This window comes from Rossellomorea oryzaecorticis (assembly GCF_045897515.1).
GTDB lineage: Bacteria > Bacillota > Bacilli > Bacillales > Bacillaceae_B > Rossellomorea > Rossellomorea enclensis.
Window position 1 is genome coordinate 101481 of the sequence record NZ_JBJOSA010000005.1, and the last position, 18653, is coordinate 120133.

General features: G+C 42.0%; 20 protein-coding genes. 3 read left to right on the forward strand and 17 right to left on the reverse strand.

Annotated features, from left to right (window positions below; genetic code table 11):
- Positions 1–98: 98 nt before the first annotated feature.
- The 9 genes from glpK to ACKA06_RS08025 form a co-directional block, all read right to left on the reverse strand.
- On the reverse strand, positions 99–1589 hold the full coding sequence (gene glpK / locus ACKA06_RS07985; RefSeq protein ID WP_411159403.1) for a glycerol kinase GlpK: 1491 nt from the start codon (positions 1587–1589) through the stop codon (positions 99–101).
- 19 nt (positions 1590–1608) lie between these two features.
- Entirely contained in the window at positions 1609–2439 is an 831-nt protein-coding gene (locus tag ACKA06_RS07990) for an MIP/aquaporin family protein (protein ID WP_214874127.1), read from the reverse strand.
- A gap of 279 nt (positions 2440–2718) precedes the next feature.
- Positions 2719–3279 (reverse strand): glycerol-3-phosphate responsive antiterminator, encoded by a 561-nt coding sequence (locus ACKA06_RS07995; RefSeq protein WP_032088537.1) that lies wholly within the window; start codon positions 3277–3279, stop codon positions 2719–2721.
- Between the two features lie 150 nt (positions 3280–3429).
- Positions 3430–4197, reverse strand: coding sequence for a DeoR/GlpR family DNA-binding transcription regulator (locus ACKA06_RS08000; protein WP_214874126.1), 768 nt, complete (start codon positions 4195–4197; stop codon positions 3430–3432).
- 201 nt (positions 4198–4398) lie between these two features.
- Positions 4399–4926: a GNAT family N-acetyltransferase gene (locus ACKA06_RS08005; RefSeq protein ID WP_214874125.1), complete on the reverse strand. Its 528-nt coding sequence runs from the start codon at positions 4924–4926 to the stop codon at positions 4399–4401.
- A gap of 51 nt (positions 4927–4977) precedes the next feature.
- The gene (locus ACKA06_RS08010) at positions 4978–6015 is read right to left on the reverse strand and encodes a DUF2332 domain-containing protein (protein ID WP_214874124.1); all 1038 of its coding nucleotides are present in this window, start codon (positions 6013–6015) and stop codon (positions 4978–4980) included.
- Positions 6012–6410 (reverse strand): VOC family protein, encoded by a 399-nt coding sequence (locus tag ACKA06_RS08015; protein WP_058298584.1) that lies wholly within the window; start codon positions 6408–6410, stop codon positions 6012–6014. The genes ACKA06_RS08010 and ACKA06_RS08015 overlap by 4 nt, the downstream gene beginning before the upstream one ends.
- A 66-nt stretch (positions 6411–6476) precedes the next feature.
- Entirely contained in the window at positions 6477–7715 is a 1239-nt protein-coding gene (locus ACKA06_RS08020) for an aminopeptidase (RefSeq protein ID WP_197670911.1), read from the reverse strand.
- The gene (locus ACKA06_RS08025; RefSeq protein ID WP_197670910.1) at positions 7705–8160 is read right to left on the reverse strand and encodes an HIT family protein; all 456 of its coding nucleotides are present in this window, start codon (positions 8158–8160) and stop codon (positions 7705–7707) included. The genes ACKA06_RS08020 and ACKA06_RS08025 overlap by 11 nt, the downstream gene beginning before the upstream one ends.
- A gap of 115 nt (positions 8161–8275) precedes the next feature.
- Here ACKA06_RS08025 and ACKA06_RS08030 point away from each other — a divergent pair, with 115 nt between their 5' ends.
- Positions 8276–8779: a GNAT family N-acetyltransferase gene (locus ACKA06_RS08030; RefSeq protein ID WP_214874123.1), complete on the forward strand. Its 504-nt coding sequence runs from the start codon at positions 8276–8278 to the stop codon at positions 8777–8779.
- A gap of 46 nt (positions 8780–8825) precedes the next feature.
- On the opposite strand, the gene ACKA06_RS08035 is transcribed toward ACKA06_RS08030, so the two are convergent.
- From ACKA06_RS08035 to ACKA06_RS08055, 5 genes are all read right to left on the reverse strand, one after another.
- On the reverse strand, positions 8826–9368 hold the full coding sequence (locus tag ACKA06_RS08035; RefSeq protein ID WP_214874122.1) for a GNAT family N-acetyltransferase: 543 nt from the start codon (positions 9366–9368) through the stop codon (positions 8826–8828).
- Between the two features lie 31 nt (positions 9369–9399).
- Positions 9400–9900, reverse strand: coding sequence for a P-loop NTPase family protein (locus ACKA06_RS08040; RefSeq protein ID WP_058298751.1), 501 nt, complete (start codon positions 9898–9900; stop codon positions 9400–9402).
- 80 nt (positions 9901–9980) lie between these two features.
- Positions 9981–10994, reverse strand: coding sequence for a S66 family peptidase (locus ACKA06_RS08045; protein WP_214874121.1), 1014 nt, complete (start codon positions 10992–10994; stop codon positions 9981–9983).
- Between the two features lie 75 nt (positions 10995–11069).
- On the reverse strand, positions 11070–12077 hold the full coding sequence (locus ACKA06_RS08050) for an ABC transporter permease (protein ID WP_214874120.1): 1008 nt from the start codon (positions 12075–12077) through the stop codon (positions 11070–11072).
- The gene (locus ACKA06_RS08055; RefSeq protein ID WP_032088547.1) at positions 12074–12943 is read right to left on the reverse strand and encodes an ABC transporter permease subunit; all 870 of its coding nucleotides are present in this window, start codon (positions 12941–12943) and stop codon (positions 12074–12076) included. Before ACKA06_RS08055 ends, ACKA06_RS08050 begins: the two co-directional genes overlap by 4 nt.
- Positions 12944–13110: 167 nt before the next feature.
- Here ACKA06_RS08055 and ACKA06_RS08060 point away from each other — a divergent pair, with 167 nt between their 5' ends.
- Both ACKA06_RS08060 and ACKA06_RS08065 read left to right on the forward strand, forming a co-directional pair.
- The gene (locus tag ACKA06_RS08060) at positions 13111–14418 is read left to right on the forward strand and encodes a D-alanyl-D-alanine carboxypeptidase family protein (RefSeq protein WP_411159404.1); all 1308 of its coding nucleotides are present in this window, start codon (positions 13111–13113) and stop codon (positions 14416–14418) included.
- Between the two features lie 98 nt (positions 14419–14516).
- Positions 14517–14909 (forward strand): SET domain-containing protein, encoded by a 393-nt coding sequence (locus ACKA06_RS08065; protein ID WP_032088549.1) that lies wholly within the window; start codon positions 14517–14519, stop codon positions 14907–14909.
- A 48-nt stretch (positions 14910–14957) separates the two neighbouring features.
- Here ACKA06_RS08065 and ACKA06_RS08070 read toward each other — a convergent pair whose 3' ends face one another.
- The 3 genes from ACKA06_RS08070 to ACKA06_RS08080 all read right to left on the reverse strand — a co-directional run bounded on the left by ACKA06_RS08070 (position 14958) and on the right by ACKA06_RS08080 (position 18602).
- Positions 14958–15770 carry an EcsC family protein gene (locus ACKA06_RS08070; RefSeq protein WP_058298577.1) on the reverse strand — a complete coding sequence of 271 codons (813 nt, stop codon included), beginning with the start codon at positions 15768–15770 and terminating at the stop codon, positions 14958–14960.
- A gap of 124 nt (positions 15771–15894) precedes the next feature.
- Positions 15895–16056 carry a hypothetical protein gene (locus tag ACKA06_RS08075; RefSeq protein ID WP_214874119.1) on the reverse strand — a complete coding sequence of 54 codons (162 nt, stop codon included), beginning with the start codon at positions 16054–16056 and terminating at the stop codon, positions 15895–15897.
- A gap of 434 nt (positions 16057–16490) precedes the next feature.
- A complete protein-coding gene (locus ACKA06_RS08080; RefSeq protein ID WP_081941162.1) occupies positions 16491–18602 on the reverse strand; it encodes a peptidoglycan D,D-transpeptidase FtsI family protein in 2112 nt (703 codons plus the stop codon).
- Positions 18603–18653: the final 51 nt, after the last annotated feature.

Consider the following 18653-nt stretch of genomic DNA (forward strand, 5'->3'; position numbering starts at 1 on the left):
CAAAACTAACATTATGGATTTTCATCCATAATGAAGCTTGGTCTCTCTGGATCTCTTACCGATTTATTAACTTAAATTGATTATAACACAAACGAATCTTATTTAAAAGCCATTGCTGCCTTAACTGCTTTTTTCCAGCCTGCATACAATTCTTCACGGTTTTCTTTCGTCATCCCCGGCTCGAATTCACTGTCTTTCTTCCATTGTTTCGAAATTTCTTCACGATCTTTCCAATATCCTACAGCAAGTCCTGCAAGGTATGCAGCACCAAGAGCTGTCGTTTCATTGACCACCGGCCTTTCAACCGGAACATTTAAAATGTCGCTCTGGAATTGCATCAGGAAGTCATTTTTCACAGCTCCGCCATCTACACGGAGTTTTTTCAGTGCGATACCCGAATCTGCTTCCATTGCCGAAAGTACATCCCTTGTCTGATATGCGAGCGATTCCAGCGTTGCACGCACGAAATGCTCTTTCGAAGTCCCGCGCGTCAGTCCAAATACCGCCCCGCGGACATCACCGTCCCAATATGGAGTACCGAGTCCTACGAATGCAGGGACTACATAAACGCCATCAGTCGATTCTACTTTTTCTGCGTATATCTCACTATCTTTGGACTCTTTTAGCATGCGGAGACCATCACGCAGCCATTGGACGGCAGAACCGGCTACAAAGATGCTTCCTTCCAATGCGTATTCCACTTTGCCATCAATTCCCCACGCAAGGGTTGTCAGAAGGCCATTATCTGATTTCACGGCTTTATCTCCGGTGTTCATAAGCATGAAGCAGCCTGTACCATACGTGTTTTTACCCATTCCCTTTTCATAGCACGCTTGACCGAAAAGAGCAGCCTGCTGGTCTCCCGCTGCACCTGCAATCGGAATTTCCTGTCCAAAGAAGTGATGTGGGATCGTCTTGGCATATACTTCTGAAGAAGGACGTACCTCAGGCAGCATGGATTCAGGTACTCCAAGGATTTCTAGAAGTTCGCTGTCCCACTTTAACTCATGGATATTGTACATAAGTGTCCGTGAGGCATTTGAATAATCTGTCACGTGAGCCTTGCCGCCTGACATCTTCCAGATAAGCCAAGTATCAATCGTACCGAATAGGAGTTGTCCCTTTTCTGCTTTTTCCCTAGCCCCTTCTACATTATCCAGGATCCATTTCACTTTTGTACCCGAGAAATAAGCATCAATCAATAAACCTGTCTTTTCCCGGAATGTATCATTGAGGCCCTGTGTCTTCAACTCATCGCAAATCCCTGCTGTCTGTCGGGACTGCCATACAATGGCATGATAAATCGGAGTCCCCGTCTCTTTATCCCAGACAACCGTTGTTTCACGCTGATTTGTAATTCCGATACCTTCGATCTGCTCAGGCTTCACATTTGCTTCTGATAAAACGGTTGCAATGACAGAGAGGATCGATCCCCAAATTTCATTTGCATTATGTTCTACCCAGCCCGGTTTAGGAAAATGCTGAGTGAATTCTTTCTGGCTCGTATGGACGATCTCGCCCTTCTTGTTAAAAAGAATCGCCCTTGAACTCGTCGTCCCCTGATCCAATGATAAAATATATGTTTCCATGATGATTCCTCCCGTGAACTTAGTTTTCAGTTGATAATTTTTCTACTTTCTGAGATAGCGTTAATTTCCTGTCGCTTAAGTAAGCTGCACCCAGAATGGCTAAAGTAAGGATTGATACAACCCAAAAGCCGGTAGTCACTTTACCGGTGAAGATCGCTTTGTAAAACAACCCTCCGAATGAGCCCCCTAATGCAGGCCCTAAAACCGGGATCCAGGAATATCCCCAATTCGAAGTTCCTTTCCCCGGAATCGGAAGAAGAAAATGCGCAATCCTCGGTCCGAGGTCCCTCGCCGGATTGATGGCATAACCGGTTGTCCCCCCCAGGGAAATCCCGATTGCGATGATCAAAAATCCTACAATGAATGGATTTAATCCATCAGTAAAAGTATTCGCGCCAATTGACAATAATCCTACCACCAAAACAAATGTACCGATGAATTCGCTCAATAAATTAGAGAATACATGTGGAATGGCCGGCCCGGTTGCGAATACACCCAGTTTGACGCCGGGATCCTTCGTTGCATGCCAGTGCGGCAGGAAATGCAAGTACGTAATCGATGCCCCGATTATCGCTCCGATCATCTGGGCAAGTATATACTGCGGAACCTGACTCCATGGAAAATCACCGTTGAAAGCGAGTCCAAGTGTTACCGCCGGGTTTAGATGAGCTCCGCTGAATTGACCGACTGCATAAACACTCATGGCAACTCCGAGCCCCCATCCAAAAGTAATGACGATCCAGCCCGAATTATAGGCAAAGGATTTCTTCAAATTAACATTAGCACATACACCTGCACCAAAGATAATGAGTAATGCTGTTCCTACCACTTCTCCTAAGGATGCTGTCATATCTTTAACCTCATTTCATATTGGGATGTCTGTGAAGAGACCGTTTTCATAAATGGGTACAGTCAGTACTCTAACTTTATATATCCCGTTTTCTTCAATGGAAAACAGTTTTATTAAAAAATAAAAAAGAGACATACGAAACATGGCCCCCTTTAAAGGCATGAATTGCGTAAGTCTCTTTTTCTCTCTGCACAGTGTATTAACTTGGCTTCTATGTTAATACGCTTTGAAAACGTTGTCAACAGGAAATAATTCCGATATTAGTTTAAAAATGAGAAGTTACTTTTTATCAAAGTGCTTCCATAACGTCCGATCTGATGTTGTAATGGCAGTGGCGCCGGCCTCGATGGCTGCTTCCACTTCCTCGATTGTGTCAATGAGTCCCCCGGCAAAGATAGGCTTGCCGGTTTTTTCACGGATTTCTGTTATGATCTTCGGTATGACTCCCGGCAGGATCTCAATGTAATCCGGCTCCGTTTTATGAATCAGGTCTATGCTGCGCTTCATTGCGCTGGAGTCGATCACGAACATTCTCTGCGTGGCATATACACCTTTTTGCCGTGCTTTTTTTATCACATTCCCCTTAGTGGAAATGATTCCATATGGTTTCACTTCCTGGCAGATATACTCTGTCCCATACTCATCATTAGAGAGTCCGTGAATAAGATCGATATGCAGGAACATCTTTCGATTTTGTTGTCTTGCATATTGAAAAACACTTTTCAGCATACCCACATGAAGGTCCAGGAACACACCATATTCAAATGATGTCTCAAGCATCTTATCAAAGTCCTTCATTGACCTGACCGCAGGAAGAATTTTTTGCCCTTCGAAACTCATGAATATCACCTCCTGTTTATATATTTTGAAGTAGTCATTATTCCGCATGGACAACCGGAAAATAGGATGGTAAAAATTTATACATAACCTGTCTTAATGAAGCCAATAACCTTCAAAAATCAGATCATCCTCTAAAAAGTGAAAAACTTTTTACTCACTCACCATACAGACTTTTACCCCCGCTGATTCAAACACTTCTACTTTTTCTCTGTCAGATTCGTCATTCGTTATTAAGAGGTCGACCTTTGACAAAGGCAGATCCAATCCGGCAAACAAATCTACACCTAACTTCTGGTGCTCCATCAATGCAATATTTTTCTTTGAACGTGTCATGACCGTTTTGAGAAAAACAGCCACTTCCGTTGTTGAAGTACTTAAGCCCCGCACGGAGATTCCGCCTGCCGTAGCAAAATTTACGTCTACCGTGAACTGTTTTGTGTATTCATTGGCGAGGCTGTCCATGATATTACCGGATCGCTTCACCATGCCCCCTATCAAAAGGGTTTCAATATTGGTGTATTCCTTGAGGCGGTATGCGACTTCCAATGAATTAGTGACAACAGTATATGGGATATTCCTTGGCAGGTATGTAATCATGGCGTTATGTATGGAAGCTCCGCCTATGAATACAGTCTCACCTTCATTAATTAACCCTGCAGCTGCCCTGGCAATCGCTTTCTGGGCTTGGCTCGCTTCTCCATACCGTTCGTCAGGCATCTGAGGTTTATTCCTTGCTTTCGGATTTGGGAGTGCTCCCCCGTGTGTCCTCTTCAGCAGGCCTTCTTCTTCCATGATGGATAGGTCCCGACGTATGGAATCAATCGATACTTGGAATTCGTCTGCGAGATCTTTTGCCAGAACCCTGCCTATTTTTTCAACTTTCACGAGGATTTTTTCTCTTCTTTCTTCAGAAAACACCTCATCTCACCTCCTTTATGCATGTTTATTCATGATTTCAGTGCATACATATTCATATTATTTCTCTATTTGTAAGGGAAGTAAAGGTACATACAGGAAAAAACCGTCGAAATCATGATCGACAGTCAATATCTCCTTCCTACATGAAACAAAAAATAATCTATCCCAGGCTCTGGCTCTGGGCAGTATGCTTCATTATGTTTACTCCATCTCTATCCAGAAACGAAGGATTACATTGCCGTCCTCTTCGACAAAGTCATCGGCGGGTGTTCCACCATTGTTCAGGATCGTCCTTCTTGATGCTTCATTCCATCTGTCACAGACAACTAAAGTCTTATGGATTCCAAGTTCTTTTGTTTTTTTCAATGAAAGTGAGAGAAGCTTCGTCGCATAGCCTTTTCTTCTTTCCGTCGGCCTGATGCCATATCCCACATGCCCGCCTGCATTCAACAGAGATTCAGTTAATGCGTGACGTATATTGACAACCCCTATCACCCGATCATCTTCGCCAACCAGCCAATAAGTGGAATCAGGTACCCAGCCTTCCGGAAGATTCTCCCCTTTCTCTGCATCAAGCAATGATTGAATCATTTTATCAAAGTCTGTCGGGTCTTTCTTTATGACCCAAGGAACCATATCTTCCCCTGAATTTTTCCATTCCCGGTAAAAATCAAGGTATTCATCCCTCAATTCTACATTCGGTTTAACCAGCCTTACGATTTCCCCCATCTATTGTTCTCCTTTAGTAGTAAATTTAAAATAGTTTACCACGTTATGCGTTTATGTGGTAGATTTTTCTTGAAGTAAATTCCACTCAAACCAGCGCCCATGCCCATCTGTATCCCCAATAAGATGACAGTCCTCTTTTCCGTTGATATAACAATCCAAATGAAGCTGCCTGTCCCACATATTATTGTATAGATGAAAGATATCACGGTGACGGCCAATTTCTTTGATTTTGTCATAAAGAACTCTTTTTGCAGATTCAGGAATTTGATTGGCGACATGGGTATGAAAAATACAAATGACTTCGTTGTCGGGAATTTCTTTGATTTTTTCAGGGAAATGTTCGATTCCGTCACCTTCTATGAAATCAATATCCAGCTCTTTGATACTCTCGGCTGCAGCTGTAAATAAACTCCTCCTTTCTTCATGTTCCGGCCAGATAAGGGAAAGCAGCCACGGATGATCTTCTTTATGATTGATATGTAAGTCATATCCCGTCCGGGAGGCAACCGGGGGCGGTTCTGGATAAAGGACAGGATGATGATTTCCCTTTACTTCAGAACTGATCAGAATGCTGGATGAATTATTTCCGTATTCCCCATCATCAATGTCATATTGATAGCGGTATTGATCCCAGCCAAGCTGCAACCCTGCACTCGTTCCAATTTCCATCAAGGCAAGCGGTTTATTCGTCAATTCATGCATATAACAGAAAGCAGGGTATAGGTAGGCGCACCTTCTTACTTCGTTGGTTTGGACAAGCTTTGTTTGAAGGATGGGTATCAATTGATGCTTATTCAAAAGGCAGAATTGTTTAAAGTGGTTAAATGATTTCTTGACTGGCAGTGGGTCCTGTACGATGCTCGGATAATAGTTTCGCAAGTGATGGGAGGAGCCATTCATCAACAGGAAATGAACCCCGCCTAAAAACAGATTAGGAACAGGCTGGCCATCCCTGCAGTAAGTGCATAACTCCAATAGTTCATCATCAGCTGCTATTTTAATTGAAAGGTATTCATAAAGGGGGCTCGAATCCCTGCATTCCATTTCTGCAAATGTTTTAAAGCGCTGTGATATCTCTTGTTTATTCATTGGATGTGCCTCCCTAAAATAGGTATGATCCTCTTTTGGATTTCCTGCTGATCGTGATATTGGAACAGCCCGATTCCATTCCCCCACGGGTCTTCGAATGTCGCCCATTTCACGGGTACTTCTTTCCTTGAATGGATAATGAAATCTTCCACATTCAATAAGTGGATCAATCGTGCTTTTTCTGTTTCAATGTCAGCCACACCAAGTCGGAGCGGTCCGCTTTTTAGAGACGGTTCACCTTCTGCAACCTGAAGCCAGCACCCCGGAATGAGTTCCCATTCAGCAAATCCTTCATGAGGAACAAAGTCAGGCCCTCTATTTAAAAGTTTTTCATACCAATTTTGTCCTTCTCTCATGTTTGGAACACGGACTTGTATGGTCATTTCATAAATCATCAACATTACCCCTTTCCTGAACATGAAGGAGAACAGTGCTCACCGCACTGTTCCCTGCTTAATAATTTAAAACGCCCAATTCCCATCCCTGAATATTGCAATCCTGCTGCCGTCACTTAATATTCCGTCAATATCCATCTGGGAAGAACCTATCATGAAATCCTCATGAACAATGCTTTCGTTCAGCCCTTTTTCCTGTTTTTCTTCATCAGTGAGGTTATTGCCGTTTTTGATACATGTAGGGTAAGATGAACCAATCGCCAGATGATTGGACGCATTTTCGTCGAATAATGTATTAAAGAAGAGAACTCCAGTATCAGAAATTGGAGATCTGTGAGGGACAAGTGCGACTTCTCCTAAATAGGAAGCTCCTTCATCCGTTTCAATCATCTTTTTTAAAATATCTTTACCTTCCCGTGCCTCCATCTCAACAATCTTTCCATTTTCGAACCTCAGTGTGAGATCTTCTATCACATTGCCGTTGTATGCGAGCGGTTTGGTGCTTTTTACTATCCCGTTCACCCCTGTTCTGACTGGTACCGTATAGACTTCTTCAGTGGGCATGTTGGCGATGAAGTCGGTGCCTTCCGGGGTCTTGCTTGCCCCGGTAAGCCACAAGTGATCTTCATGCAGCTCAATCGTCAGATCGGTGCCCTCAGCATTGTAGTGAAGCGTTCTTATGTTCATGTTATTAAGTTCTTCAGCTTTCGCTTTCAGTGTTTCAATGTGGTTCTTCCACTCTGACACAGGGTCTTCAGCATCTATTCTGACCGCGGTGAAGATGCGTTCCCAAAGAGCTTCTACCCTTTTTTCTACTTCCAGCTGCGGAAACACCTTTGACGCCCATTTATGGGAAGGCATTGCGATGATCGACCAGCTAACGGAATCATTGTCAATCGCCTCAAAAAAATGGTCGAGTGCTAGGCCCTTTGCCTTTTCAAAATCCTGGATGCGATTAGGATCAATTCCTTTCAGTAAATCAGGATCAGGCGCCTCCACTTGCAGGAAGGCACCCTTCCGATCAACGACCCATTCATGCGCTTCGGCCAGCCAGATAGGGTACTCCTGAAAAGTTTCCTCAGGTGCAAGCTCATAATGTGTACGGATGATGTCTTCATCCTCCCACTGAACATGCACACTTCTTGCACCCGCCTTATAAGCATGCCGTACTACTTTTCTTACCAGTTCTTCGGTTCCAAGCGGTGCGGCCACCCATAAATCCTGACCCTCCTGCACATTTACACCAACTTTGACTGCAAGTTCTGCATATTGATCCAATTTCTGTTGAAACTCTTTATGTAACATTTTCTTTCTCCCTTTCTACTAAACTTTCAATCATTGATTTCATCTTTACCATTGTAGAGGGTAATGGTTCATGCGGATCAGCGATATCAGGGCTATCTTGATAAAACTCTGCAAAGTTTTGTCCTTTATATCTCGGGACAACATGCATATGATAGTGTTTCAATTCACTGAAGATCCCTCCATTCTGACAGATGGTGATGCCATCAGGAAGATAAATTTCTTCTATCGTTTTCGAAATCAGCTGTACGGCTTTCATAACGGCTATATTCATTTTCATGTCAAAATCCACGCCTTCTTCAAAGTGCTCCTTAGGGAGGATCAATACATGTCCTGGATTGAAGGGATCGTGATCAAGTATGCAGCTTAAAAAAGAATCTTCATACACCGTGAAAACCTTTTCCTCTTTGTTGGCCAGCCTGCAGCCAAGGCAATCCTGTTTATACAATTTCCGGCCTCCTTCAAAATTAAAGGGAATAAAAAGTTTTGATCGAATAAAATACTATTCGGAAACTTTACGTTTCTACTATCATAACACTTTATAGAAAGAAGGGTTGTAAATAATGGAAGTTTTGCGATTGGATAGCTCCCATGCGGAGGACTACCTTAAGCTTAGACTGGAAGCTCTTAAGACAAATCCAGAGGCTTTCGGGGCAAGCTATGAGGAAACTGCATCCAGAGAAAATCCGCTTAAGCACATCGCTGCGAGGCTTGATCAGAGAGAAAATTATACATTTGGTGCATACATCGGCGATTCATTATCCGGCATGCTTGTACTGATTCCTGAAACCGCTGAAAAAATGAAGCATAAGGCATCTATATTCGGTATGTATGTGACGCCTGAGCATCGAGGGAATGGGATTGCCAGAGCATTGCTTGAGAAAGCACTCTTACAAGCAGGGAATCTGAAAAGTATTGAACAGGTAAACCTGACGGTCGTTACCACTAACGATTCTGCAAAAAGGTTGTATAGCTCAATCGGGTTTCATAGTTATGGAACTGAAAAAAGGGCGATCAAATATAAGGGAGAATATTTTGACGAAGAATATATGGTTTTATTTCTTTAATACAGGAAAGAACGAAGAACCAGATATCTTCGTTCTTTCCTATTGGTCAATCTTCGGGATTGATGATTGCGTAATGCTGATGGTCTTCCCACTTTCCATTGATCTTCACATTTTTCACAAATATCCCCTCTTTGTGAAAACCTGCTTTCTCCAGTACTCTCATCGATGCGATATTTTGAAGCATCACCCCGGCTTCCACCCTGTGAAGCTTCAATTCTTTAAAGGCATAATCCACTGCAAGCCTCACCGCCTCCGTTGTATATCCCTTTCCATTATGCTTTTTTGAAAGAGAATAGCCTATATAACAGCACTGCAACGGACCTCTTATGACATCAGAAAGCGAAATATTGCCGATTAGTTCATCTGTTCCGATAAGGAAGATACCGAAAGCATAGTATTCATCCCTCTCCATTCTTCCTGCAGTCCGCTCCACCCGCTCTCTCTGAGACTGAATCGAATAGAAATCGTCATTCATCAAGGGCGAGAAATCCTTGAAAAAGTCCCTGTTTTCAAGCTCAAATGAGAGCATGGCATCTGCGTCATCAAGATAATAAGGTCTTATATAAATGTTGTTTCCAGTTCTTTTCATTTGATTAATTCCTTCCATTAAATGACATGGCTTAGCTTTTCATAATTTTCACTTTGGAGTGGTAAGGTTTCAGCAGCCTGAGTATTGTTTCTTTTTCTTCATTCTCAAATCGTCGACTCCATTCGAACATCTTCATTAGCATGCGAAGTGTTTGTTTGTAGTTTCCTTTCTTGATTCCAGCTTTTTCTTCTATAAATCTTTTGATAATACGGAAGGTGCGTTTTTGTTTAGGTGTATCCAGTAAAATGATGAGGTCTGATTGTTCGAGACTTTCCCTCATCCATTCCTGGTGATGCACGCCTTCGACGATCCAGGATTCCTGGTACACGATAGAATGAAGGATGGCCGTCCGCTCTTCTTCCGACCTGCGCCGGTCTCCCTTTTCCCTTCGCTCCCACATGATATTATCCAGTTCATAGTATGCTATATTCATATCATCAGATAATTTTCTCGCTAAAGTAGATTTACCGCTGGCAACAGAGCCAATGATGTGGATCCGTTTAGAATTGATACTTTCTTTCTTTCTAAACATGAATATAGTGTTCCTTTCCAATCTCCGTATCTTCCTGGATTACCACTTTGTAAACATATACGCCTCAAGTTAACTGTGTTCTATTTAAAAAATTGCCTTATAACTCCTTTGCCCCCAGAAACATTAACCTCTGCACAAGCACCGTTGACAAGCGTCACTTGAGGAGGCTGGTGTCCACAGTCAATATCATAGATTACAGGGATCCCAAGCTCTTCCGACAATTCCCTGTAAACGTCTTCTACAAGATAGCCATTTACAGGAGTATTCGCGGCACTTCTACCAAAGATGATTCCGGAGCAGTGATCAAACCATCCTGCCATTTTCATATGGACCAGAGCGCAGCGCAGCCCGGTCGTATTCAATTCACAATTTTCAAAATACCATAACAATGGTTCCCCGTCCGCAAATGTCTCATGAAATGCTTTAACGTCCCCATAAGGTGTGCCTGCCAGGTGATGAATAATATCAATGCAGCCGCCAAGCAGTCTTCCTTTAAGGTTTTCATCTTTATTGCTGACGGTTTTCCATTCTGTTTCATGGGTAAGGTGAAAGACACATGGAGATGGATTTTCGTGCTCCCATTGATCTTGATATTTAATAGAAGATGTCTGAGAAATGGATTCTCCACGCTTTGTGGTCAGTACTTTCTCCCACATCGCAGTCGTCTCGTCCCAATATTCTCCCCTTAAATCAATGAAATTCGTGCCATGAGCGGTGGCGATTCCTTTTTTGAGTGTAATCGCGAGAAGCAAAGGGCTGATATCTGAATATCCCAGTACCCATTTAGCCTTCATTTTTTCAAAATCAAGGAACTCAAGAATTTCAGTAAGAAGCTCCCCTCCCCATGGTGGAATAATAGCTTCAATCTCGTCATCCCCCATCATCCCCATGAATTCTGATGCCCGCTTTTCTGCACTTGCAGCCCTCACTTTTTCCTGTGTCCACACAGTTTCTCCAAATGATACGGTATATCCCTTTTCTTCTAATCTCTGTTTTGACTGTCTCAATAAAGGGTGATAGGCAGAAGACACCCCCGATGAAGGTGCGGTGACGCCTATTTTTGAATGTGTATTTAAAACTGGATACGTTATCATTTGTTTACCTCCCAATGCGTTTTTAGAATTTTAGCAGATTAATTGATGGGTAACAAGAATTATTTTCCATTAATATTAGTTTTTAAGTAAGATAAACCTTTCTTTATCCGATTCTGATTCAAAGCTATGAGTCTCATCTTCACAGGAGTTCTGCTTCCTTTGATAACGGTCATGTTCAACGAGCCCCGCTATGCATTTCGTGATGCCGTTGAGCAGTAAGATCGTCACGGTGAAACACAGCAGCGGCCCCATGAATATCCACCACGAGAGACCAAGCTCCTTATAGCTTGTTCCCATCATCCCGGACCATTCTTGAATGAACGGCTTTGGGGGATGACAAAACGGGGTGTAACATACATCGGTCCCCCCGAAATAAAGGGTGAAAAAACCTAAGTGTGCAATGATCAGAAGCATCTGGATGACGATTTTTGGATAAATGATAAACAGACGCATCTTCAAATGAGGGAACACATGTTTATAAAAAATGAATAATGGGCTCCCCCCCAATACCCTGGCAGATGCAATAAATTCTTCGCTGAGAATCTGTTCCGTTTCGTTCGATATAAGAATGGATGTAGTCGGAACAGTAATGAGAGCGAGTACAAGTACTTCTATAACGATTCTTTCAGAAAGGGTAGTTGTGAATCCTTCCATCGGCTCCCATATGACCGGGTACAAAATGTTATAGGCGATAATGGACTGAGGGATGAAATAAAATGCTGTAAAGAATTTATGGGCAAAAGATTTTACCCTGAACTTAGAAAAGCCCCCGAATATACCAATTCCGAATGCAACAATGAAACTTAGGAGAGAAATGATAATTGCAGCCCCGATTGTATAAATTGCACCTTCCAGCAACTTATATCCGATGTCGTACCCTTCGCGGTCAGTCCCAAAAGGAAATTGCCATGAAGGGGCAAAAGGTGCATCCCCTATAATCCTGCCATCATCATTCCGAAGAAGCAGCATTTGTGGAATGTCGTTATCAGGAAGCAGGTTGTATATAAGACTGGAGATCAGGAGCAGGAGAATGGAACTTGTACATATAATCAAACCGATCCGATAAAATGCAGCTGTCTTCAAAGGCTCATCTCCTTTCCAGTCTTATTAAGGATTAACACTTGTAATAGTTTTAAACACAGGTAAAGCGGAAGAAAAAGCAGGATCGAGGCCACTGCAAAGATTGAAGGGGTATTATAAGTGAACAGGAAAGACGTTATGCCAAAAACGTTGAATAAATACTCAAGGATCAATAGATTGGAGATCATCATCCAAGCAATCTGCTTGCCGTGATATGTAAGGCTGACCAGGACATTTCTCATCATATGGATAAACAGGATCCTGAATTGAGTAAGCCCTTTGCTCTTTGCCAGTTCAACATATGGCTTTCCCTCTTCTTCGCGGAGAAATCCGACCATATTGCTGAAGAAGAAGAATGATGGAAGTACACTCAATGTGACGGCGGGAAGCAATATCACCTGATTTTCCCCGACAGCCGCAGTATCAATCAGGAGAAGACCGGTCTTCTTGAAAAACCATATGATTGACAATTGGGTCAAGATGATAATGAAAATATCGGGTAAAGATCCAATTAAGAATGAGAATGCTTTTACACCCTTTTTAAATAACCTGTTCATAGAGAAATAAAAGGTTAACAGAATGACAGAAAAAAATAATGCCAGTATTAATGATAGAAAGAAAATGCGTGCACTGCTCCAGTATGCCAGGAAAAGAATAGGGAATAACTCTCTCTCGATATCAGAAATCGGGTTAACGTAAACAAGGTCTCCTGGTGACAGTAAATCTTTGAATACTTCCCCAATTTGCCTCATATAAGAGAAAACTGAAAGTGATTGGTTTTCAAAAAGTACTGAAGAGGCACTCACAAAGATGATACCGGTTATGATAAGTAAAACCTCTCCTGCCATAGATATGATTTTTTTGGGCATTAGCTTTCTCCCCCTTTCTGACTTTTACCCACACTAAATAATGGTAACATTTTACTTTTATATAGCAATACTTTTTTACAATTTTGTGACTTCTTGAATCTCATCTAAATTTCATGATTCTATGGTAAACTAATTTAGTTGTGAAAAATTCACTTGGAGGTACTGGTTTGAAAAAAGTCACATTGAAAAAGAATTTATCTGCAGCAATGATCTCACTCTTGGCGTTGTCCTCTTTTGGGGGAACCGTTCATGGGGAGTCCAAAACAGGGATCAATGCAGATGCGGCAATCTTAGTAAATGCAGAAACCGGAAAAATCGTTGATAAATATAATGAAGATCAGCCGCTCGGAATTGCCTCGATGACAAAGATGATGACAGAGTATCTTGTCCTTGAAGCAATCGATAAGGGAAAGATAGAGTGGACGGATACGTATAAGATAAGTGATAAAGTATATCAGCTTGCCAATGCTCCCGGCTTGAGCAATGTGCCTTTACGTGCAGGAGAAGCTTATACAATAAAAGAACTATATGAAGCGATGGTCATCAAATCCGGAAATGGTGCGGCCATTGCACTGTCAGAAGCGGTTGCCGGCAGCGAAGGAGAATTTGTCAAAAGGATGAATGCCAAAGCGGCTCAGCTTGGAATGGAGCATTATAAATTTGTCAATTCAAGTGGATTGAGCAATTATGACATGCTCGGCATGCACCCTGAAGGGACAGATGTAGATGATGAAAATATGGTATCTGCAGAAGATATGGCGACACTTGCGTATCGTTTGATCAAAGACTATCCTGAAGTTTTGAAAACATCGGGTACGAATTATAAGTACTTCAGGAAAGGAACGGATGAAGAGTACTTGATGAAGAATACAAATGCACTTCTGAAAGACCGTGCGTATTCTTTTAAAGGGGCAGATGGCCTTAAGACTGGAACGACACCTTTTGCGGGATCGACATTTACCGGTACCGCCGAACGGGATGGAGTGAGATACATCACCGTCATTCTCGATGCCAAGGATCAATATGGTCAGCCTAGCAGCGCTGAACGATTCATACAAGCTTCAAAGATGCTCGATTACGGTTTCACTCAATATGAAACAGCCCAATTCACCCTTGAGGATACAGAAACCAAGGATGCACTTCCCGTTCAAGATGGTAAAGATGCTGAGGTTAAGATCAGTGTGGACAAGCCAATAAAGGTCCGCATGACGAAAAAAGAAATTGAGCAGGCAGACGTTGAGTTGAAATTGGATGAGGACAAAATGGGTGAAGATGGCAAACTCCTGGCGCCTGTTAAAAAAGGAGAAAAAATTGGAGAGCTGGTGCTAAAGAACGATAAAAAGGCTGAATATATTTTAGATGGGCTCCAACAAGATCAGAAAGTGAATGTGTACGCTTCTTCCGCTGTTGAAAAAGCAAATTGGTTTGTAAGAAGTGCCAGAAATATTGGCGAATTTCTCAAAGATATATTCTAATAAGCTGAATCTATCAAGCGTCTAAGAGAAAACAGTTGCTTTCTCCTGTGAATCATGACAAGCTTACTAGGTCAGTATTCTATAAAGAAGGTGAAATAATGATTGAAGTTAAATTATCCTCGATTAGTGACGGGGACTTGAATAGAGGGGTTTTCGCCAAGAGGGATATATCAAAAGGTGAGCTCGTACATGAGGCTCCTGTGCTCCCGTACCCAAACGAAGAACATGAACATATTGAAAAAACGTTCTTGGCAGATTATGTTTTTGAATATGGCATTAATCATACGGCTCTCTTGCTGGGCTACGGTATGCTGTTTAACCATTCGTACACACCAAACACAATCTATGAAATAAATTTTGATCAGCATACATTTGATTTTTACGCATATAAAGACATCAAAGCAGGTGAAGAACTTCTTATCAATTATAACGGGGAAGTTGAAAATGATACTCCGCTTTGGTTTGATAAAGAGGATCAGTCTGAAGATTGATTCCTTTTAAGGGGGAAGGGCTTTGAAAAGCCCTTCCCCCTCTTTGAGTTATACTTGTATTTCAAGTTTTTCGAGAATACGCCGTTTTCTATAGAGCATCCGCCCGGCTTCCCCTATATCATGCATCATCGATTTATTAATAAAAGATCCAAATAGGATTCCTGCTATCGGAATCATTTGAAAGAGCTTTTTCCATCCAAAATTATCTCTGAAGCTGACCATTACCTCCCTCCAGCCCTGCAGCTGAGAAATGGCCTGGTCTCTCTTATTTGGTGAAGCCTGGTTGAATTCCGACAGCTCCTGTAGAATGGCCTGTTTACCAACGACGTCGGATGACACGAATTGAAGGCATTTAATGATAAATACCCTTTCACTCGGCTCATTTGGATCGTATCCATAACTGAGAGCGATTTCCTGCAGCGTTTTCAACGAGATTCCCAAAATAAATGGGATATCAATGCTTAATGTAAGAAACCCTCCGATTCCTGTAGTAGCGCCTTGCGTCATGGCAACTTTCTTGCGGGTTTCGACAATCGCTTGACTGACATCATCCATCACCTGGAGCGGCATCTCTTTCACCGCATGAATTCCCATTTCTTCATTTCCGGTTTGTTTCTTTATTCTATTCAACACTTCTTTTTCACTTGTAAGATAACTTCCTCCTTTTTGAATGTAACTCCCGATTTCATCCAGGGCCTGTCCCAGTTTTTTATGCACCATCTTCGGCGTTATCCGGTCCAGAATCATGAAAGGCACCCTTCCGATCTTTTCCCAGAACCATAGTCCTTTCTGGTCTTTCTCCCATTTAGCCACTGTTTCAAGTTCTTGTAGTAGATATTCCTTCGTTTCATATTGGATCATTTGTGGTCTCCTTAAGTCTTATGTAATCTTGTAATTGTATCTCATTTCTGCAGGTGATTTCTTATGTATGTATTTAAGTTTAAAAAAAGATACATGTCAGTAAGAACATGCATCTTCCCTATCCTTATAGGCCGCCCCCGAACCAGCTGCTTGCCTTTATTCGCTCCTCTTCTTGAATCTGCCGCTCATTGACAGTTGGATCGTCTTGGAAGGTTGAGGTCCTGCGTTTTATTAATGAGCTTAAGACGCCAAACAATATGGCGATTCCGATGATGAACCAAAGCATGTGAATACCTCCCTTGGTACATTTTTAGCTTTCTTATTATTTATATACGAATGGAGGGTGGAAAAGTTTCAATTAAGATGATTTGAACTTCGAGATTTCAGATTATATACGCTTCCTCAAACACAACTTCGGATTAAACAATGACACCCTCCTAAAGGTGCAAAGGTTAATGATTTCCGTGCTAAACGTCGCTTTCCGCTGGCGGTTATGACATGTACCTCTAAGCCCTGGAGCTGGACACATCTCACCTAACACGCTTCTCCCGCAGAAGTCTTCTTTTTGCACTCCATTTAATCGCTGGATATAGCCAATCATAATAAATAAAAAAACCTGAACTAACTTAGAAAGCAAATTAGTTCAAGTCTTATTTATTCTAAAAAATTTTCATTCCAGCCTCTTTAATTAGACTAACAACTTGTGTCTCGGTTCTTATGTTACTCTGTTGCTTCATTAGTTTCTACATCCTCATTATCCATTGTACGGACTTCTCCTTCTATGGATGTATCCAGCAGGCCCTTTTCTTCGGCTTCTTTTTTTAGTTCAAAGTATTTGTCCATAATTCGTTTTGCTATCGTTTTATTGACAATGGGATCTTTGTTCAAATGGGACCATGGCACCACTACCGAGTAGGCTATTTCCGGATTATCAAATGGTGCATATCCAATTAGTGTAGTGTTATATGTCAGTACTTCACCAATATATTTTTCTGCAGTTCCTGATTTGGCTGCCGCATTGTATGAAGCATTCCTAAATTGATCTCTTGCAGTTCCCCTAGATCCATGAGCAACTTGGTAGAAACCATTTTGAACCTGTTGAAGCTCCCTTTGAGAAACGTTTATTCTGTTTAAGACCTTTGGTTTGTTCTCATAAACGATTGGTCCAATTCTGTTTTCGGAACGATTGGGGTCGCGTATTTCTTTCATGATATGTGGTTCTATTCGATATCCCCCATTTGCAATAGCAGAAACATATTGTGCCAGCTGCATAGGAGTATATAAATCATATTGGCCGATTGCTAAATCCAGAAGTAAACCAGGTTTTCTTTCCGGTCCCTTGAGACCATAGGTTTCACCAGGCAAGTCAATCCCGGTGTTGACACCTAGCCCAAATTGGCTGTAATGGTTTCGCATAATGTCAAAAGCTTTCTCATCATATCTTACAGTTGGTTGGTTATGAGATGTAGATGCATTTGCTATTTTTAATGCGGTTTTAAACATGTAAACATTTGATGATATCTCCAAAGCTTGAATGTCATTTAAATATTTACTTCCTTGTGAAGCATTAAACCATGAACTTTTCTTCTCACCGCCGATGTTCATGGGAGCATCAAACTGAGTTTCCCCGATACTCAATTTCCCGGTCATATAACCGGTCAAAACCGTTGCTCCTTTAACTGCAGATCCAGCTTCATACGCTGAAGTGAAGGTGCCGAGAGCGTAATCCTGCATCTCCTTTTGACCATCTGTATTCTCAGTATATCTCTTCCCTACCATTGACATGATTTCACCCGTATGAGGATCCATCATCACGACAAATGCCCGATCCAGAAAAGGGGATTCCCAATATTTAGCTACCTGCTTCCCCAACTCCTCCTCAACGATCTTCTCAACTTCCTTCTGCAGCTTCATATCGATCGTCAGGACGACATCTTTGCCGCTGTGGCCTTCTTTGACAAGCTGTTCTTCGAGGACGCTTCCCTTTTTCGTGATGTATTCAATTTCTTCTTTTTGTCCTTTTAAGACATCTTCATACTGTGACTCAACATAGCTTGTGCCCACCCGGTCATTCAGTGCGTACCCTTTTGCAGTGTAGGAGTTTACTAATTCGCTTGGAAGGCCTTCTTTGGAAGAAGATACTTTTCCAAGAATCGACCGGAGGGTATCTCCAACTGCATAGGTGCGTTTCCAGTCAGTTGTGACATTGACACCCGGCATTTTAGCGAGATTCTCACTTACCCTTGCCATTTCCTCGGTGGTAACCCCTTCATTTTTTATTATTTGAGGGGAAAGGGCATAGCCCGTGTTGAACTCCCTGAAAATCGCCAGAACTTCAAGTTCGGCTTTGTTAAACGATTGGATATTTTCCTCGGTGATTCGATCCAGCTGCATTTGATAGATATTTTTATACACTTCATCCTTGGTTAAATCTTTGTTATCTTCCAATCTCTTAATTTCTTCTTTTGATACCAGTTTTTCAGCTTCTTCAGGGTGGGTAAGAAGCCAGTAATCCTGTCTGTCACGATCGGTGATTTTTTCTGTATTCATCTTTATCAGCTGTGCCAGCTTCCTTGCAACTTTCAGCATTTCATCCGGTTTCGTCGACTGAGTCCGTGTATAGGTGATCGCATTCATAGGGATATTGTCGACAATGACATTCCTATAGCGGTCATATATTTTCCCCCGGGGCGGACTGCCGTTATTCGCTTTTACATTTTCAGTGCGCTCAACTTCTTTCAGATAGTCATTGCCGTTTACAATCTGGACGATTCCAAGCCTTAAGATCAATAATGTAAATAACACAAACACAGCAAAGAACAAAATGTTCATTCTGAATGGCAGTGGATTTCTTTTTTTATCTTTTTGTTTTTTCCCCTTCAA

Bases quoted from the DNA above. Each gene is read 5' to 3' on its own strand.
- glpK (WP_411159403.1), bottom strand. From the start codon at position 1,589: ATGGAAACATATATTTTATCATTGGATCAGGGGACGACGAGTTCAAGG.
- ACKA06_RS07990 (WP_214874127.1), bottom strand. From the start codon at position 2,439: ATGACAGCATCCTTAGGAGAAGTGGTAGGAACAGCATTACTCATTATC.
- ACKA06_RS07995 (WP_032088537.1), bottom strand. From the start codon at position 3,279: ATGAGTTTCGAAGGGCAAAAAATTCTTCCTGCGGTCAGGTCAATGAAG.
- ACKA06_RS08005 (WP_214874125.1), bottom strand. From the start codon at position 4,926: ATGGGGGAAATCGTAAGGCTGGTTAAACCGAATGTAGAATTGAGGGAT.
- ACKA06_RS08010 (WP_214874124.1), bottom strand. From the start codon at position 6,015: ATGAATAAACAAGAGATATCACAGCGCTTTAAAACATTTGCAGAAATG.
- ACKA06_RS08015 (WP_058298584.1), bottom strand. From the start codon at position 6,410: ATGATTTATGAAATGACCATACAAGTCCGTGTTCCAAACATGAGAGAA.
- ACKA06_RS08020 (WP_197670911.1), bottom strand. From the start codon at position 7,715: ATGTTACATAAAGAGTTTCAACAGAAATTGGATCAATATGCAGAACTT.
- ACKA06_RS08030 (WP_214874123.1), top strand. From the start codon at position 8,276: ATGGAAGTTTTGCGATTGGATAGCTCCCATGCGGAGGACTACCTTAAG.
- ACKA06_RS08035 (WP_214874122.1), bottom strand. From the start codon at position 9,368: ATGAAAAGAACTGGAAACAACATTTATATAAGACCTTATTATCTTGAT.
- ACKA06_RS08040 (WP_058298751.1), bottom strand. From the start codon at position 9,900: ATGTTTAGAAAGAAAGAAAGTATCAATTCTAAACGGATCCACATCATT.
- ACKA06_RS08045 (WP_214874121.1), bottom strand. From the start codon at position 10,994: ATGATAACGTATCCAGTTTTAAATACACATTCAAAAATAGGCGTCACC.
- ACKA06_RS08055 (WP_032088547.1), bottom strand. From the start codon at position 12,943: ATGCCCAAAAAAATCATATCTATGGCAGGAGAGGTTTTACTTATCATA.
- ACKA06_RS08065 (WP_032088549.1), top strand. From the start codon at position 14,517: ATGATTGAAGTTAAATTATCCTCGATTAGTGACGGGGACTTGAATAGA.
- ACKA06_RS08070 (WP_058298577.1), bottom strand. From the start codon at position 15,770: ATGATCCAATATGAAACGAAGGAATATCTACTACAAGAACTTGAAACA.
- ACKA06_RS08075 (WP_214874119.1), bottom strand. From the start codon at position 16,056: ATGCTTTGGTTCATCATCGGAATCGCCATATTGTTTGGCGTCTTAAGC.
- ACKA06_RS08080 (WP_081941162.1), bottom strand. From the start codon at position 18,602: ATGAACATTTTGTTCTTTGCTGTGTTTGTGTTATTTACATTATTGATC.